The organism is Nocardia sp. NPDC052112 (assembly GCF_040680135.1).
In the GTDB taxonomy this organism is placed as follows: domain Bacteria; phylum Actinomycetota; class Actinomycetes; order Mycobacteriales; family Mycobacteriaceae; genus Nocardia.
On the sequence record NZ_JBFAWD010000022.1, the window covers coordinates 31243 to 48004 of the forward strand.

The following is a 16762-nucleotide window of genomic DNA, read 5'->3' on the forward strand; positions in this document are numbered from 1 at the left end:
CAACGGTCAGCGCTGGCATCGGAACCGAGCCGGGTTCCGCCGGGTCGACAAAACGTACGTGCCGTACCCGGACCTGCGAGGTCCAGTGCGTGGGTGGCTCGTGGCGAGATTAAACCGACCAGTAACGGTCTGGCAACGTAAGTTTTCGTTAAGATCAATGTGATCTAGATCACACCATCTCAAATGCTCATATTGCTTGACGTGCATAAACAGGAAAGCGACGCCACTCGAACGATCCTCAAAGACGGGTCCCGTCGCAACGATGCCGTTGGTAACTACGAGACAGCACCGTACTTGAACGTCTAGCAAATTTCAGCGTGAGGGATTCGTAGTGGATGAAGGCGCAGCCGCGAACCGTCATACGTGACGGGACCGTAGATGGGTCAGGAGCCGTGATGGGGTGGCACCTGCGAGCGGAACCAATCGTCGGACAACGATTCGGTATCGGCGCGGTGCTCGTCACTGGTCGTCTCCGGGAGGACGTCACCGAAAATTTTTGCCAGACGCGCCGCATCCCTCACCCGGCGTGTCGCCGGGCGAGGGTCGTCGGAGGACTCGGCGGCGGTAATTTATTCCGCCAATCCGGACAGCTCGCCGATCACTCGGCTGGCGAGCGGACCGAGGGTTGCCATGCCGTCGCGGACCGCCGCCCGGCTGCCCGGCAGGTTTACCACCAATGTGCTGCCCGAGACGCCGGCCAGACCGCGCGAAAGACCGGCATCGAGCGAACCGGCTACCCGGCCGGAAGACCGCAGTGCCTCGCTGATTCCGGGCAGTTCCCGGTCGAGCACCTGCGAGGTGGCCTCCGGTGTGACATCGCGCGGGGACATACCGGTACCACCGACAGAGATGACCAGATCGACACCGCCGATCACCGCGGTGTTGAGCGCATTGCGGATCTCCACCTCATCGGCCTGTACCGATACCGAAGCGTCCACCAGGAAACCCGCTTCGGTGAGCAACTCGGTGACCAGCGGCCCGAGCGAGTCCACACCTCCATGCGCCGTTCGATCGTCGACGACCACCACCAGAGCACGCCCCGCGACAGGAGCATCGATTTCCATGGTGGTAACCGTAGCGTCCAGATCGACGAGGTGGGCGTCGGCTCCCGGTCGCGCCGACAATCCGCCTGGCAGGACCCGCATCATCGGCCGCCGTCCGCGGCCGCACCGGAGAGGGTCACCTCGACGGTCTTGGGATTGTTGCCTTGTTCATCGGTGTAGGTGACCTTCACCTTGTCTCCTGGCTGATGGGAACGGACCGCGGCGATGAGCGCGTCGCCGGAGTCGATGGTCCGGCTGTCCACCTTGGTGATGATGGCACCGGCCGGAATGCCCGCCTTGGCGGCCGGACCGTCCGGTGTCGCCTCGAGCACCCGCGCGGCGGCGTCCTGCGGGCGCAGTTTGATGCCGATCTGGGCGTAGGTGGCGTGACCGGTCTTGATCAGTTCGTCGGCGACCCGGCGGGCCTGATCGACCGGGATGGCGAAGCCGAGGCCGATGGAACCGCTCTGCTGGCCGGTTGCCTCGCTACCGCCGAGGCTGGCGATGGCGGTATTGATGCCGATGAGCTTGCCGCTTCCGTCGACCAGCGCACCACCGGAATTGCCGGGGTTGATCGCGGCATCGGTCTGGATCGCGTCGATGACCGGCTGCACCTGGCTCGGGGTGCCCTCACCGTTGGTGGAGACCGGACGGTTGAGTGCCGAGACGATGCCGGTGGTCACCGTGCCCGCCAGCCCGAGCGGCGAGCCGATGGCGATAACCGGCTGGCCGACTGCGAGATTCGACGAAGAACCCAGTTCGATCGGGGTCAGTCCATCCTTGCCCTGCACCTTGATGACGGCCAGGTCGGAGACCGGATCGGCGCCGACCAGCGTGGCCGGTGCCGTGGTGCCGTCGGCGAAGGCGACCTCCATCTTGGCGTTGGCGCCACCGCCGGAGGCGACATGGTTATTGGTGAGGATCAAACCGTCGGAGGACAGCACCACACCGGAGCCCTCGCCCTGTGCGCGATTGCTGGCGACCTTGATCATGACCACGCTCGGCAGCACCTTCTGCGCCACCGCCTGGGTAGAGCCGGCCGGCGCATTGGTGACATTGCTGACATTGGGCTTGGGCGCTTCCAGGGCATTGGTCACTGTGGTGTGACCGCTATCGGAGCGGGTGACCAGCGCACCGACCGCGCCACCGACGCCACCGCTGGCGAGTGCGAGCGCGACCGCGCCGACGACGAGGCCGGTGCGGACCGGGCGGCGGGCGGGTTCGGGCGGCGGCGGTGCGGGCATCGGGTCGGCACCGAATGCGGCCGCGGGATACGGCCCGCCGGGTGGGGTGGGCGGTGGGTAGGACGGCTGGGCGTATTCCGGGCCCGCCTCGGGACCCGGAAATCGCTGAGTCGGGTTCTGCGACACGCGCTGCTGCCAGATCGTTGGATGCGGTGCCGGCCCCCGTGGCCCGTATCCCGATTGCGCGTAGACCTGATCCGGCTGGCCCGGTGGTGCGACCGGAATCTCCTGGGTCGGATACGGACCGGGCGCGGCATCGGTGTTCTCCGGCTGCGGCGTCGAGCCTTCCTTGGATTCCTCGGTCATTTTTCTCCTTACGTCTTCGACCAGCTTGGCGACGACGACTGAGAGCGAACTGAGACCCCGCTTTCAGTTTTCCGAGATATCGGCGAACGGACCCTCTTCCGGCCTGTCCTCCGTTACCCGGCAATACGATACGGACCGAGGCGGCACCACGCATCGCGCTCTGATATCACAGCCGTGTCTCGAAGGGCGTCAATCGGTTACGGAATCGACCGCACCGTCGAGCATGGTCGCCGCGCCCGGCAGCACAATCCGGATCAAGGCGCCGCCGCGCTCGGAGGTCTCGATGGTGATCGTGCCGCCGTGTTTGGTCACAACCTGCTTCACGATCGCGAGGCCGAGCCCCGACCCCGGCATGGAACGCGACGCGGTGGTCCGATAGAAACGGTCGAATACCAACTCCCGCTCGGCGACCGGGATGCCGGGTCCGGCGTCGTCGACATCGAGCTCGAGCAACCCGCGACCGGTTTCGCGCATGGTGACCTTCACCTGCGCACCCGCGGGACTCCACTTGGCGGCATTGTCGAGGACATTCAGAATCGCCCGCTCCAGGCCCGCCTCATGGCCGTATACGAACCAGGGCTGCAACTGCGCGGCGAATTCGATAGCACCGCGGCGGCGCCGGGCCCGCTCCAGCGCGCGCTCGGCCACCTCACCGAGATCTACTCGTTCGTAGACGGTTTCGGGCGCATCCTCGCGGGCCAGATCGACGAGATCGCCGACCAGGGTGGACAGTTCCTCGATCTGAGCCATGACATCGGCGCGCAACTCCGCCATATCCTGCTCCGGAATCTGCGGCGCGCCAGGACGACTGGAGGCGATCAACAATTCCATATTGGTGCGCAGCGAGGTGAGTGGCGTGCGCAATTCGTGTCCGGCATCGGCGACCAATCGACGTTGCCGATCGCGCGATTCAGCGAGTGCGCGCAACATTGTGTTGAAACTCTCGGTGAGCCTTGCGAGTTCATCGTCACCGGTCACCGGAATCGGTGTCAGATCGTCGGTGCGGGCGACCCGTTCGGTCGCCGCGGTCAGCCTGCCGATCGGGCGCAGCCCGGTGCGGCCGACCGCGGTACCCGCGGCCGCCGCCAGCACAACACCACAACCGCCCACGACGAACAGCAACCAGGCCAGCCTGTCCAATACCTCGCGGGTCGGTTGCAACCGCTGCGAGACGACCAGCGTCGCGCCGGAATGCGTCGGCACCGCGAGTACCCGCTGATTACTCACGGTGCGCAATGACGAGGGCAACTCACCGTTCGCGACCGCCAGTTCCTGGGCACCGACCGGTGGAATCGTTTGCTGCGGCGGCATATATGCCTTGTCTTTCGCATATATCAGCGCGACACCGACATCATTGGAGTACAGGCCGGCCAGCACGATCGACTGAAAACCCAAACTGTCGAAATTATTGTTGATCATGGTGTTCGCGCGCGCCTTGAGCTGTGCGTCCACATCGGCATTCAGCGCGCGGGCCACCATGGCATAGGCGGCGATCGAGGTGACGGCCACGGCGATGGCGACCACCGAGGCGGCGAGCAGGGTCACCCGCCAGCGCAGGGAGACCGATCTGGTCAGCGGCATGGGTGGCCGCATATCCGACGGTTCCGGCGGATATGCGCCGAGCGCGGCGACCACCGGTCGCCTGGGATTGGTTCTGGCCATGGTGCCGACTCGCCTACGGCGGTGTTTCGCGCAGCACGTAGCCGACACCACGCACAGTGTGGATGAGCCGGGCCTCGCCCTCGGCCTCGGTCTTGCGGCGCAGATAGCCGATATAAACCTCGAGCGCATTACCGGAGGTCGGGAAGTCGTAACCCCAGACCTCCTCGAGGATGCGGCCGCGGGTCAGCACCCGGCGCGGATTGGCCATCAGCATTTCCAGCAGTGCGAACTCGGTGCGGGTCAGGCTGATCGAGCGGTCGGCGCGGGTCACCTCACGGGTCACCGGGTCCAGCGACAGATCGGCGAACATCATGGTCTCGGAAACCTCGCCGGGATCGGCGGCCCTGCGGCGCAACAACGCCCGCAATCTGGCCAGTAATTCCTCTAGGGCGAATGGTTTCGGTAAATAGTCATCGGCACCGGCATCGAGTCCGGCTACCCGTTCGGAAACCGAATCCCGCGCGGTCAAAACCAGAATCGGCAGATCGTCTCCGGTGCTGCGCAAGCGTCGGCAAACTTCGAGCCCATCCATCCGGGGCATCATCACGTCGAGTACGAGTGCGTCCGGTCGCTGCGCGGTTGCTTTCTCCAGCGCGTCCACACCGTCGACCGCGAGATCGACGGAGTAGCCGTTGAAGGTCAGCGACCGGCGCAGCGATTCCCGGACGGCACGATCGTCGTCGACTACCAGAATGCGCATGCCCCCAGTTTGACCGCATCGACTGAGAGTCGACTGAGAGGTCGCCGCTCGACACGCCGCACTCAGCATCGATGCGGCCCGCTAGGGACTGGTCGAGCGACCAGCACGTTTGTGATCACGTACAGATCTCGACGGAAACCGGCAACCGTTTTGGGTGGCGAAACCCGTTCTCAGTAGCCATATTCGAGTGAATTACAGAGTGACTGCCCCAGATTGCCGTTAGTCACTCTGCACGGTATGTTCCCTGCGGTAAAAAGAAGACCTCTAGTTGGTTCTCAGCGGGTTGAATCAAAACCGAACAGCCACGAGCCATCCGGGGGCACTCGTGCAAGCTCGTGAAGCGGAGGCAACGGAAGCGGATGGAAGCTGCACCGCGGTCCTGGCAATTCAGTCTGTCCAACTGGTCGGTCACTCGCAAGGTTGGCATCGTGCTGGTCCTGCCCGTGCTGCTGGCCACCGTCTTCGCCGTGCTCCGCATCAACAACGAACTGCGCACCATGTCACAGTTGGATGCGGCGACCGAACAGGTCATCATCATTCGCCCGATCGTCAAGTTCGGTACCGCCACCGAACAACTCGCCGTCGCGGCGACCGCCTCCTGGGGGAACACCGCGGATCCGGCAACCGACGCGGCCTTGACGAAATTCGACCAGGCACTGGCCGACCTCGAGGCCGGAATGCGCACGACCAAGGTGAGCACCCGGGTCACCTCCGAATTGGCCTCGGCCGTCGCCACCGGCACCACCATGCGCAATAGCCTGCGCAACGGATCACCGATGATGGTCGGTGAGCAGGCCGATGAGATCGCGGTTCGCATCGGCAACGCGTACGCGCTCTCGCCGTCGGTCGAGGACCTCGTCATCCAGCGTTACTTCCTGCAGATCGGCGCGCTCCAGAACGCCCGCCGCGTACTCACCCAGCAGCGCATGATGATCGGCTCCCCCGACGCCGCCCACAATCCGAGCGTGCGCGCGAAGGTGCTCACCTCCGCCGGCGCCGAGATGACCATGATCAATACCTACGGCATCATCCTTCCGGACAATGCGCCGAATATGCGGCCGCTGCTGGACGCGGTCGGCATCCGCCTCGGCGCATTCAGCCAGAACGGTGGGGATCCGACATCCAATTCGGCCGTGCTGGATTCACTACAGGTCAGCGCGGACATCTACGAGAAAACCACCAACTCCCTCGCCGACACCATCGACAAGGCGCTGGCGCACCGCACCACCCAGGCGCAGACCGGTGCGCTGCGCGAGACCACGATCGTCATCGGCATGCTGCTGGCCGGGCTGGCGCTGGCCCTTGCCGTCGCCCGCACCCTGGTCGTCCCGGTGCGCAGGCTGCGGCGCGACGCGCTCGAGGTCGCGCACGTCAAACTGCCCGACGAACTCGCGGTCGTGCGCAGCGGTGGCGCGACCCCGGAGATCACCCCGGTCGGCGTACACACCACCGATGAGGTCGGCCAGCTGGCCCGCGCTGTCGACGAAATCCACGAGCAGGCGCTGAATCTCGCCGCCGATCAGGCCCGACTGCGATTGCAGATCGGGAATATGTTCGAAACCCTTTCCCGCCGTAGCCAATCCCTCGTCGAACAGCAGCTATCGCTGATCGAGGATCTGGAACACGACGAGGACAATGCCGAACGGCTACAAAGCCTGTTCCGCCTCGACCACCTCGCCACCCGCATGCGCCGCAACGGCGACAACCTGCTGGTGCTCGCCGGTACCGCGCTGCGCCGCGGTCAACTACTTCCGGTCCCACTATCGGACATGCTCTGGAGTGCGGTCTCCCAGGTGGAGGACTACCAGCGGGTGGAAATCGGCGCGGTGCCCGACGGCATCGTCGCCGGTGAGCCCGCGGTCGATATCGAACATCTGCTCGCCGAACTGATCGACAACGCGCTGCGCTACTCCCCGCCGACCACACCGGTCGCGGTGATGGTGGCGCGCGCGGTCGACGGCGGCTACCTGATCGAGATCACCGACCGCGGCCTCGGCATGTCGCTGGAGGATCTACAGCTCACCAACGACCGGCTGGCCTCCGGTGGTGAGGTCACCGTCGAAACCGCCCGCCGCATGGGCCTTTTCGTCGTCGGCCGACTCGCCAAACGGCACACCATTACGGTGAGCCTGCGCCGCACCTCGACCATGGCACAGCAGCCCGGTATCACCGCCAGCGTGCATCTGCCCGGCGCACTGGTCGCGCCGCCGCTCGATGCCACCGATCCCAACCAGCGGGCCATCGAGGCGCAGGTGGTGGCCGCGTTGCCGACCCCGTCGCAACAACAGCCGCCGCGCACGCTGGTGCCGGTGCCGAGCCTGCCGCAGCGTGAACCGTCCCGGTTCGCGGTCACCAGTTCCGGTCTGCCACAACGTCGTCCGACCATGCGCGTCGCCGACGCGCCTGAGGTACCGATACCCGGCGATGATCACACCGAAACATCGGTCGATCTATTCGCCGAGAGTCCGAGCAACCGCCGCGGTGTGGACGACCGGTCCCGCAGCGCGCCGTTCGGGCCGCCGACGCCGACCGACGATCCGGCCACCGGGCCGAATTCGGTCATCGATGTGGAACCGCGGGCGCCCCTCGGCGCGGTGACCGATCTGTGGGCTGAACACCCCGACGAACCGGCGCACACCGGCTCGAACCCGATCGTCTCCCGCGAATCCGCCGAACCGCATCCGACCGGGCCACAGCCCACCGTGCGGCCGTCGCTGCCGGCCAGAAAGCCCGCCGCCGCATCGGAACCCGAGCCGACCTCGACTCGACTACAGCCCGTCTCGGCCGAAACCGCGACCAACACCTCGACCCGACTACAGCCCGTACAGGGCGAATCGCCCACCCCGATCTATCAGCGGATGGTCTCGGAGTGGTTGGTCGAACCCGCGACCGCGCAGTCCTCGCCGTCGGCATGGACCTCCCCCGCCGACGCGGGCTGGACGGCGGCCGAGCAGGCCAGCCATCCGACCGCCGAGGCCCGAACCGTCGGCGGACTGCCGATCCGCAGGCCCGGTGCACAATTGGTGCCCGGCGGCCTCGCGCCGGTCGAGGAACCCGGCGTACGCGATCCGGAGGAGATCCGGAACAACCTGACCAGGCATCTCAGTGGGGTCCGCAGCGGGCGGGCCGAAGCGCAGTACAACGACGGAGGGCTTGTATGACCAACCCGAACAGCACCACGGACGAGAACCTCAACTGGCTGGTTGCCCGCTTCACCAAGGATGTGCCCGGAGTGTCGCATGCGGTGCTGGTGACGGCGGACGGTCTGCTGCAGGCGACCAGCCCGAATCTACCCGCCGACCGGGCCGAGCAGCTTTCCGCGGTCACCGCCGGCCTGGCCAGCCTGGCCACCGGTGCCGCCGGGCTGTTCGACGGCGGCAAGGTGATGCAGTCGATCGTGGAGATGCAGCGCGGCTACCTGTTGGTGATGAGCGTCGGTAACGGGTCGCACCTGGCCGTGCTCGCCAACAAGTCGCACGATATCGGCCGGATCGGCTACGAAATGGCCTTGCTGGTCGACCGTGTGGGCACGGTGGTCTCCGCCACCGCCCGGACAGCCGTCTGATCCAACGATGTCGAGTCCACTCGGCCACGGGCCGAACCGGCCGACCACCCGGGTCAGACCGTATGCCCTGACCTCCGGGCGCACCGAACCCGCGGTCGACCTACCACTCGAAGCGGTTATCGAAACCTTGTCGTACACTGCGCATCTCGATTGGCCGGCGGGCGATCTGCGCACCGAGATCCTGCGGCTGGGCACGCATCGGCTGTCGGTCGCCGAGATCGCCGCACACCTGGATCGACCGCTCGGCATGGTCCGGGTCATGGTCGGTGACCTCGTCGTCGACGGCGCGCTGCGCGTGCATTCGACACTGACCGACGAGGCGAGCTTCGACGAGCGCCGTTCCCTTATGGAGAGGACTTTGCGTGGACTCCGTGCCCTATAGGCAAGGCGGAAATTACGGGCAGCCCGGCAACTCCGGATCCGGCAACACCGGACCCGCCGAGGCCGACACTCGGGTCGCCTCGACCAAGATCGTGGTCGCGGGCGGCTTCGGCGCGGGTAAGACGACTTTTGTCGGTGCGGTATCGGAGATCGTCCCACTGCGCACCGAGGCCATGGTGACCCGCTTCTCCGACGGTATCGACGATCTCGCCGATACCCCGGATAAGGAAACCACCACGGTCGCCATGGATTTCGGGCGCATCATCCTGCCGGGCAACCTGGTGCTGTACCTGTTCGGCACGCCCGGCCAGCGCCGCTTCTGGTTCATGTGGGACGACTTGATCCGCGGCGCTATCGGCGCGGTGGTGCTCATCGACACCCGACGGCTCGAGGACAGCTTCGCCGCCGTCGACTTCTTCGAAGCGCGCAAACTGCCGTTCCTGATCGCGGTCAACCGCTTCCCCGACGCGCCCCGCTTCCCGATCGCCGAACTGCGCGAGGCGCTTTCGGTGCGCGAGGGGGTGCCCATCGTGGATATCGATGCGCGCAATGCCATGGAGGTCCGCCAGGCGCTGGCGGCCGTCACCGAATACGCGATCGCCCAATTGAAGGCGCTCGAATTGGAAGGAACCGCCCGACATGCATGACGTCCGGTTGTTCGCTGCGGCGAACGGCGGCGCGGCGGTGGACCAGTTCTCGATGGGGTACTGGGTCGCCGGACTCTCCTTCGGTGTATCGGTGCTCGGCGCCGTGGTCGGGCTGGCCTGCGTGCTGCACGCGGCGCGCTCGTCCCGGTTCCGCTTGGTGTGGGTGACTTCGGCCGCGGTGGCGATCGGCGGCGTCGGGGCGTGGCTGTCGACCTCGGTCGCGCTGCTCGGCCTCGATATTTCAGGTACCGCGGCGCGCTTCGACGGCGGCAAGATGGTCGCGGCCATGGTGACGTCGTTCGTCGCGGTATTCGTCGCGTTGATCATTATCGGCCGGCGGCTGCAGCTGGCCCGGCTCATTCCGGGCGGACTGGTCATGGGGTTCGGCATCGGCCTCACCCTGTACCTGGGACTCGGGTCCATCCGCATCCAGGGTTCGGTGGATGTCTCGCCGTGGCTCGCGGCGGTCGCGGTGCTGGTCGCGCTGATCACCGGTGTTGGCACGCTGTGGTCGTTCCAGGCGCTGCACGGCCTGTTCGCGCGGGCCGCGACGGTGCTGCTGTTCGCGGTCGGTGTGGCGGGTATGTATTACGCCGGGATCGCCGCGCTCGACCCGACGATCGATACCACCGCCAAGGCACCGGACGGACTCACGCTGTTCGAATTCGTCTTCCCGATGTTCGTCATCGGATCGCTCGCGCTGACGGTCCCGATCAGCGCGGTGCTCATCGCACCCGACCGGCGCGAGACCGCGGCGGCGCTCGAGGCCAAGCGGGGGGCCGAACTCCGATCGAGCCGGTCCGAGCTCCAGTCGGTGCGCTGAACCGACTGGGGCCTGCTGTCTGTCGATCGATCCGGTCGGTCGACCACCGAGCGCCGATAGTTTCGTCGGGTTCGGCAATGCCACCGATTTCGGCCGACGAGACCCCCTACAGTTACTGATATGCGTCTCGGTCTGGACTACGCTGCGGGCCGTCCCGGCGGTGCGGCCATCCGAGCGGCCGGTTTCGATTTCGTCGTGCGCTACCTCTCCGAGGGTGGTCCGACCTTGCCCGGCAAGCAGTTGACCCCGGCCGAGGCCGAAGACCTGCGGGCGAACGGCATCTCCATCGTGTCGAACTGGGAGACGACCGCGGCCAGGATGCTGGAGGGCTACGACGCCGGAATCGTCGATGCCCGTGCGGGTTCGGCGCAGGTGCTGCGCTGTGGCGGTCGGTCGGATCGGCCGATCTACTTCTCCGCGGATTTCGATTCGACACCGCAGGATCAGCTGGCGATCAATGCCTATCTCGAAGGCGCGGCCACCGTACTCGGCACCGCGAATGTCGGTATCTACGGCGGTTATTGGTCGATCAGCCGGGCGCTGGACGCGGGCGTCGCGGCATGGTCGTGGCAGACCGACGCCTGGTCCGGCGCCAATGTGGAGACCAGGCGCAATATCCATCAGACATTGCGGCAGGTGGTCGTCGGCGGTGTGCTCTGCGATGTAAACGAGTCCGGGACAATAGATTTCGGCCAGTGGGACTTCGTACAGGAGGAACCGGATGTGACGCCGGAACAAGAGGCAGTGCTGCGCGATATCCAGATCCAGCTGCGCGGTCCGGGGCTGTCCGGTTGGCCGCAGCTCGGCACCGATGCGGAGGGCCGCTATCTCACCCTGGTGGATGGCGTTGCCGCGGCGCTACAGCGGATCAAGGAGTTGGAGGACGAATCGGCCGACTTGCGTACGCAAGTCGGCGAATTGCGCACGGAGATCAGCGAACTCGAAGCCACCACCGCGGATCTGGTCGAAGAGGTCAAGCGGTTGGACGGACCGCATTGGCCGTGGCCGCTCTCGCTGATCGAGGGTCCGGCCGACTTCGTGGGGGAACAACTGGCCCGGCTCGAGTCACTATTGCCGGACTTGCCAGGTTTGCCCGGTAGCCGGGAAGTGGGGAAATCGCCAGAGGGGCGGGAAGTTTGGCGATGAGCGGGTTCTCGGAGATCCGGGTGAACCGGGGGTTCCGAGAACCCGCCCTCTCGGATGAGGGTACCGGCACGAGAGCACGAAATCATCACTGCGCCGGGACTTTTACGGCCACGAAAAGCCAACTCTCAGTATGTAATTGACCGGATAGCTACCGCAACGCAATCGAAGCACCGGAAAACCGCGATGTGACACGCACCACTTGGATAGCCATCAGATTGCTAAGATCCTGAGTGGTCCCGTTCCGGGACCGCCACGAATAGCGTCAACCGCTATTCCGGTCGATCGGCCATCGACCCCACGCGTTCCCGTCCCATGCCAGCAGCGCGCGAGTTATCGTCGGCTTGCACATACCGGTTCGTTCGAAGGAGTTCGCATGACCGTGAACGTGGTGCTCGACAAGGCTCTCGACAAGGAATTCGAGAACAAGTCACTGAAGGACATCCTCTCCGCCCCGCCGTCGGCGCTGGCCGGCCTCACCCCAGCGCACGATAAGCAGCTGCTGGAGGCCCTGAAGATCAAAACCATCGCTGACCTCGGCAATAACAAGTTCTTCCAGCTCGCCGCCACCTTGGTGCAGCTCGCCGAGAAGGAGGGCTGAGTAGCCCCCTTGCAGTGCACAGCGGCGGCCCGGCAGCAAGATCTGCCGGGCCGCCGTTCGTTCGAGCGCGTATCAGATCCGTTCCGGATCGATGAGCCCGCGCCGCACCGCCTGCACCAAACGGCGCGGCACCCGGTGTACGACTCCGCCGACACTGACCGGCACCAGGTCCGGCGGATTCGCCTGCCACCGCGAGCGGCGGCTGCGGGTATTCGACCGCGACATCCTGCGCTTGGGCACCGCCATATCAGCCCTCCCCTCGTGAAGGCTGGGACGCGGCCCGCGCTCGCCTGCCGTATTTGCGCTCGAACTTCTCCACCCGACCCTGGGTATCCAGCACGCGGTGCGCGCCGGTCCAGAACGGGTGCGAATCGGAGGTGACATCCACGACCAGCAGCGGGTAGGTACGGCCGTCTTCCCACTCGACGGTGCGTGCGCTGGTCGCGGTGGATCGGGTCAGGAACCGCTTTCCGGTGCTGGAATCCTCGAACACCACAGGGTGGTAGTCAGGATGGCTGGTGACTCTTTTTCGGCGAGCTTTCATTTCGCCTCTCCTCTCGGGCTTTTCGCCTGGCCGTCGATCGGCAGGCCGGTGGATTCGCCGGGGTCGGCACGCCATTCGCCGAAGGGGTCCTCCCACTGCGCGACGCGCTCTGGTGCGCGTTCCACCAGGCGCAGTTCGTCGTCCTCGACCAGCGCCCAGTGCAGGGCCTGACGGATCTCGGCCGGGTCCGCGTCATGGGCCAGGATGACCAGTGAAATATCGCGGTCGCCGAACTGCTCGTCCCAGCGCAGTGCGGCCATGGCCCGGCGCGTGCGGTCGGCCTGTTCCAATTCACTCGGGCTCATGGCGGCCAGCCACGGGCCCGCGCCGCCGACGCGCAATCCGCCCCCCGCCGATTCCAGCCACACCACCTCGTTCGGCTGGGTGGCCAGCCACATCCGCCCGCGCGCGGTCACGACACCGTCGAACAGCACATCGAGGGCCTCGTGCAGGCGGGCCGGATGGAACGGGCGGCTCGCGGCGAATTCGATAAGGGTGACACCATATTCGGCGCCGAGCGGCGGCTGCCCGCGCAAGAGCGGCGCGTGGGCATCGAAGACGTGACCGCGCCGCGAATGGGCCGGGATGCGGGCGAGCAATGCCTCGACTTCGGCCGAGTCGAGCAGATCGATATCCTCGATCCAGGCCACCGGCGCCTCGGGCACGAGCCGCGCAAACACCGCACCGAGTCGCGCCCGCTCGATCGGTTCGCCGATGTCGCCGTGTGCCACCACGGCATCCGCGAAGTCGACCTGACCGACCGCAACCTGAGCCACGGTCCGGTCGTCGTCGGCGGTCGCCGATCCGCGCTCGGCCAGCGTGTCCTCGCCGGTGGCATCGGCCAACCAGGTGCGCGCGTCCACACAGGCGAGTACGGCTTCGACCCGCACATCGCGGCCGGCCGGGCCGTCGACGCGACCGACCACACCGGTGACGGCGATATTCCCGATCGCCTGGCATACCGCTTCCGCCTCGAAGGCCGGATCCAGTTCCAGCACAATGCGATCGACCGATTCACGGGCGGCGAGCACACACAGTAGCGGCAGCAGATCGATGCGCAGTGTGCAGGAGACGCAACCGTGCGCCAATTCGAGCACGGTCGCGGTCTCCTGCTCGCCGATGCGTACCGTGCGATGCACGATGCCCTCGCCGAGTCCACTCAGGTCGTGGCGGATGGTGGCGGTGCCCGGCGTCTCGCGCAGCGCGGCGGCCAGTCGCGCCACGCCCGCTCCCGAACAACCGGCGACCACCACGACGGGCGTTCTCCGGTCGGACCGCCTCCCAGGTGGGAGTAGGGCGGGTTCCACGCGACACCCCTTTCGATAACGATTTTCATTTGCTATCGAGCAACGGTACATTGTCCACCAGCCGTTGTCGAAAATGATTGTCAAATAGTGGAGGGAGTTCGCATGGCGGCCCATTGCCAGGTCACCGGGCGCAAGCCGGGATTCGGCAAGTCCGTATCGCACTCGCACAAGCGGACGAGCCGACGCTGGAATCCCAATATCCAGCGCAAGACCTACTACCTGCCCAGCGAGGACCGGCGCATCACGCTGAACGTCTCCGCCAAGGGCATCAAGACCATCGACCGGGACGGGATCGAGGCCGTGGTGGCTCGCATCCGGGCCCGCGGCGACAAGATCTGACGGGAGCGCCATGGCCTCGAAATCGACCGAGATCCGGCCGATCATCAAGCTGAAATCCACTGCGGGAACGGGATATACATACGTCACGCGGAAGAACCGGCGCAATGATCCGGACCGCATGGTGCTGCGCAAATACGATCCGGTGGTGCGCAGGCACGTCGACTTCCGTGAGGAGCGCTGATGGCCAAGAAGTCGAAGATCGCGCGCAATGAGCAGCGCAAGCAGATCGTCGCCCGCCATGCGGGACGGCGGGCAGAGCTCGAGGACCTTATCCGCAAGCCGACCACGTCCGCGGCAGATCGCGCCGCGGCTCAGTCGGCGCTACAGCGGCTGCCCCGCGATGCCAGTCCGGTACGATTGCGCAATCGGGACGCCGCGGACGGACGACCGCGCGGTCATCTCCGGAAGTTCGGACTTTCCCGCGTACGTGTGCGCGAGATGGCCCATCGGGGTGAACTCCCCGGTGTGCACAAATCGAGCTGGTAGACAACCACTGATCTCGAGAAGGAACCCGTCACATGGCAGTCAAGCGAGCACCCTCGAAGAAGGTTCGCGCCGAGCAGGCCCGTCGCCCGAAGAAGAACCCGCTGATCGCGGCGGGCGTCGAGACGGTCGATTACAAGGACATCAACCTGCTGCGCACCTTCATCTCCGACCGCGGCAAGATCCGCAGCCGCCGGGTCACCGGGCTCACCCCGCAGCAGCAGCGCCAAGTCGCCGTCGCGGTGAAGAATGCCCGCGAGATGGCACTTCTGCCGTTCACCAGCCGGTAGGCACCGATGCGGCAGGGCCCCGAAGCCGAATCGGCTGCGGGGCCCTCGTCATTCTCGGCGGCCATCCAGGCAAAACGCGGATCGCTGCTCACATGACCACCACGGAGCGAGTCTTACGAGCGACCGTTCGCAGCGCCGACGGCGCTGCCATTCAACACAGCTATCACGGGATGGTCAGCACCTGGCCGGGGTTGATGGCGTCCGGGTTGTCGATACCGCTGGCGTCGGCGATCTCCTGGTAGCGGTTGCCGTCACCGTAGAAGCGTTCGGCGATCGCCCACAGGGTGTCGCCCGGCTCGACCGTGTAGGTCTGCGCCGCCGGCGGCGGGGGCGGAACCTCTTCGGCGACGGGCGGGGGCGGAACGTCTTCGACTGCGGCCGCCTGGGTGACCGGCTCCTCCGGGGCGGGCAGCGGATCGTCGGTCTGGGTGTCCGACGCCCACAGCGCGCTGCCGTCCCTGCCGTACAGCACCACATTGCGGTCGGCCTGCACGACCAGCCGGTCCACGTCCTGGCCATTGGTCTCGGTAGACCAGGCGGCACCCTCACCCTTGTAGAGCACGAAGTTGCCATCGTCCTGCAGGATGGCCCGCTCGACACCCTGATCGTGAGTCAGGGTGGACCACACGACCTTCCCATCCGGTTCCGACAGCACCAGGTTGCCATCGGGCTGCAGTTCCAGCGTGTACGCACCGCCTTTCAAGGAATAGCCGAGCCCGAGTTCTTCACCAACGCGCAGCGTGTCGCTCACGTACTTCCTTTCGAAGGTTTACTGTGCCAAGATCCGACTCGATGTGCGCCACGAACCCGATCGGCGCGCATCGGCCCCCGAATCTAGTGCGCGGGCGCGCGGTGCGCAGGTATTACGCGCAGGCTTAGCCAAAAGTTCACTGTGCTGACCTCTGCGCTCTATTATCTTGTCGCACAATCCGAAGCCACCGATTGCCATGTTTGCTGAGTCGGTTCGACCCGGCGGACCGCCGCGTCGATTAGGGTGGTCGGTATGTATCGGATGTCGCGAATTCGGCCCGCCGCAGTCGCCGTCGCATTGTTCGTCGGCCTCGCCGTCACCGCATGCGGTGGGTCCGATAACGGTGGTACACAAAGGAAGACGACGACCACCAGCGCGGCGAAGAGTACGCCGACCGAGGGTTCGCCGGCCGACGCCGGCCGGCCGTTCGTCGCCGATCCGACGATCGTTGGCGCACATCCGATTCCGTTCACGTCCTGGTCACGGGTGGCCGCCGATCGGATTGCCGTCAATTTCGAGATCGGATCGCCGGAGTGCTACGGCGTGGATGCCGGCGCAACCGAGACCGATTCGACGGTCACCGTCGAACTTCGATCGGGCACACGCGCCGATGCGGTCGGTCGAATGTGCACCATGATCGCGATTTTCGGCACCCTCGAAGTGCCACTGAAGGCTCCACTCGGAAGCCGACAGGTCCTCAGCGCGGTCTAGATGGGTTCGGCGATCGCGTCCGAGAGGGCGGCGAATTCGAGGTAGGTCGTGGGTTTGGCTGGTCCCCAGGCCTTTTGCGCCATGATACGCAACGGCATGGTGATCGACGTGGCGATCCGGTCGGCGGTTTGCGCGGTCGGGTCGTCGCACCACACGTATAGCCCGGAGCCGAGATTGCTCGCGTTCTGTTCCGCGGTCAGGCGAGTGCCGTCCACGAAAAGT

General features: G+C 66.0%; 21 protein-coding genes. 12 read left to right on the plus strand and 9 right to left on the minus strand.

Going from position 1 to position 16762, the window contains the following annotated elements:
* Positions 1-569 precede the first annotated feature (569 nt).
* The 4 genes from AB0L58_RS32925 to AB0L58_RS32940 form a co-directional block, all read right to left on the minus strand.
* The gene (locus AB0L58_RS32925) at positions 570-1064 is read right to left on the minus strand and encodes a MogA/MoaB family molybdenum cofactor biosynthesis protein (RefSeq protein WP_364392993.1); all 495 of its coding nucleotides are present in this window, start codon (positions 1062-1064) and stop codon (positions 570-572) included.
* An 80-nt stretch (positions 1065-1144) separates the two neighbouring features.
* Positions 1145-2593 (minus strand): trypsin-like peptidase domain-containing protein, encoded by a 1449-nt coding sequence (locus AB0L58_RS32930; protein WP_364392995.1) that lies wholly within the window; start codon positions 2591-2593, stop codon positions 1145-1147.
* Between the two features lie 189 nt (positions 2594-2782).
* On the minus strand, positions 2783-4186 hold the full coding sequence (locus tag AB0L58_RS32935; protein WP_364393199.1) for a HAMP domain-containing sensor histidine kinase: 1404 nt from the start codon (positions 4184-4186) through the stop codon (positions 2783-2785).
* Between the two features lie 82 nt (positions 4187-4268).
* On the minus strand, positions 4269-4955 hold the full coding sequence (locus tag AB0L58_RS32940; protein WP_364392998.1) for a response regulator transcription factor: 687 nt from the start codon (positions 4953-4955) through the stop codon (positions 4269-4271).
* A gap of 359 nt (positions 4956-5314) precedes the next feature.
* Here AB0L58_RS32940 and AB0L58_RS32945 point away from each other — a divergent pair, with 359 nt between their 5' ends.
* From AB0L58_RS32945 to AB0L58_RS32975, 7 genes are all read left to right on the plus strand, one after another.
* Positions 5315-8116 (plus strand): ATP-binding protein, encoded by a 2802-nt coding sequence (locus AB0L58_RS32945; RefSeq protein WP_364393002.1) that lies wholly within the window; start codon positions 5315-5317, stop codon positions 8114-8116.
* Positions 8113-8520, plus strand: a complete 408-nt coding sequence (locus tag AB0L58_RS32950) for a roadblock/LC7 domain-containing protein (RefSeq protein ID WP_364393005.1) — start codon at positions 8113-8115, stop codon at positions 8518-8520. Before AB0L58_RS32945 ends, AB0L58_RS32950 begins: the two co-directional genes overlap by 4 nt.
* A gap of 7 nt (positions 8521-8527) precedes the next feature.
* Complete coding sequence (locus tag AB0L58_RS32955; protein ID WP_364393007.1) at positions 8528-8902, plus strand: DUF742 domain-containing protein; 375 nt, start codon at positions 8528-8530, stop codon at positions 8900-8902.
* Positions 8903-8990: 88 nt separating this feature from the next.
* Entirely contained in the window at positions 8991-9548 is a 558-nt protein-coding gene (locus AB0L58_RS32960; RefSeq protein WP_040695543.1) for an ATP/GTP-binding protein, read from the plus strand.
* A complete protein-coding gene (locus AB0L58_RS32965) occupies positions 9541-10371 on the plus strand; it encodes a hypothetical protein (RefSeq protein ID WP_364393010.1) in 831 nt (276 codons plus the stop codon). Before AB0L58_RS32960 ends, AB0L58_RS32965 begins: the two co-directional genes overlap by 8 nt.
* Before the next feature lie 120 nt (positions 10372-10491).
* Positions 10492-11517, plus strand: a complete 1026-nt coding sequence (locus tag AB0L58_RS32970) for a glycoside hydrolase domain-containing protein (RefSeq protein ID WP_364393014.1) — start codon at positions 10492-10494, stop codon at positions 11515-11517.
* 373 nt (positions 11518-11890) lie between these two features.
* A complete protein-coding gene (locus tag AB0L58_RS32975; protein ID WP_040695430.1) occupies positions 11891-12115 on the plus strand; it encodes a hypothetical protein in 225 nt (74 codons plus the stop codon).
* Between the two features lie 72 nt (positions 12116-12187).
* Here the strand turns inward: AB0L58_RS32975 and rpmF are convergent, their stop codons facing one another.
* From rpmF to AB0L58_RS32990, 3 genes are read right to left on the minus strand one after another with little or no spacing between them, the layout of a single operon-like run.
* Positions 12188-12361 carry a 50S ribosomal protein L32 gene (rpmF, locus tag AB0L58_RS32980; RefSeq protein WP_364393016.1) on the minus strand — a complete coding sequence of 58 codons (174 nt, stop codon included), beginning with the start codon at positions 12359-12361 and terminating at the stop codon, positions 12188-12190.
* A 1-nt stretch (position 12362) separates the two neighbouring features.
* A complete protein-coding gene (locus tag AB0L58_RS32985; protein WP_364393018.1) occupies positions 12363-12659 on the minus strand; it encodes a type B 50S ribosomal protein L31 in 297 nt (98 codons plus the stop codon).
* Positions 12656-14017: a GTP-binding protein gene (locus AB0L58_RS32990; RefSeq protein WP_364393201.1), complete on the minus strand. Its 1362-nt coding sequence runs from the start codon at positions 14015-14017 to the stop codon at positions 12656-12658. The genes AB0L58_RS32985 and AB0L58_RS32990 overlap by 4 nt, the downstream gene beginning before the upstream one ends.
* 51 nt (positions 14018-14068) lie before the next feature.
* Between AB0L58_RS32990 and rpmB the strand changes: the two genes are divergently transcribed.
* From rpmB to rpsR, 4 genes are read left to right on the plus strand one after another with little or no spacing between them, the layout of a single operon-like run.
* Positions 14069-14305 carry a 50S ribosomal protein L28 gene (gene rpmB / locus AB0L58_RS32995; protein ID WP_364393020.1) on the plus strand — a complete coding sequence of 79 codons (237 nt, stop codon included), beginning with the start codon at positions 14069-14071 and terminating at the stop codon, positions 14303-14305.
* Positions 14306-14315: 10 nt separating this feature from the next.
* The gene (gene rpmG, locus AB0L58_RS33000; protein WP_040695436.1) at positions 14316-14486 is read left to right on the plus strand and encodes a 50S ribosomal protein L33; all 171 of its coding nucleotides are present in this window, start codon (positions 14316-14318) and stop codon (positions 14484-14486) included.
* Positions 14486-14791, plus strand: coding sequence for a 30S ribosomal protein S14 (gene rpsN / locus AB0L58_RS33005; RefSeq protein WP_364393023.1), 306 nt, complete (start codon positions 14486-14488; stop codon positions 14789-14791). Before rpmG ends, rpsN begins: the two co-directional genes overlap by 1 nt.
* A 32-nt stretch (positions 14792-14823) precedes the next feature.
* Entirely contained in the window at positions 14824-15078 is a 255-nt protein-coding gene (gene rpsR, locus AB0L58_RS33010; protein ID WP_355176510.1) for a 30S ribosomal protein S18, read from the plus strand.
* A 163-nt stretch (positions 15079-15241) separates the two neighbouring features.
* Here the strand turns inward: rpsR and AB0L58_RS33015 are convergent, their stop codons facing one another.
* The gene (locus tag AB0L58_RS33015; protein WP_364393027.1) at positions 15242-15829 is read right to left on the minus strand and encodes a LysM peptidoglycan-binding domain-containing protein; all 588 of its coding nucleotides are present in this window, start codon (positions 15827-15829) and stop codon (positions 15242-15244) included.
* 252 nt (positions 15830-16081) lie between these two features.
* Between AB0L58_RS33015 and AB0L58_RS33020 the strand changes: the two genes are divergently transcribed.
* On the plus strand, positions 16082-16540 hold the full coding sequence (locus AB0L58_RS33020; protein WP_364393030.1) for a hypothetical protein: 459 nt from the start codon (positions 16082-16084) through the stop codon (positions 16538-16540).
* Here AB0L58_RS33020 and AB0L58_RS33025 read toward each other — a convergent pair.
* Positions 16537-16755, minus strand: coding sequence for a hypothetical protein (locus tag AB0L58_RS33025; protein WP_364393032.1), 219 nt, complete (start codon positions 16753-16755; stop codon positions 16537-16539). The genes AB0L58_RS33020 and AB0L58_RS33025 overlap by 4 nt on opposite strands.
* Positions 16756-16762 lie beyond the last annotated feature (7 nt).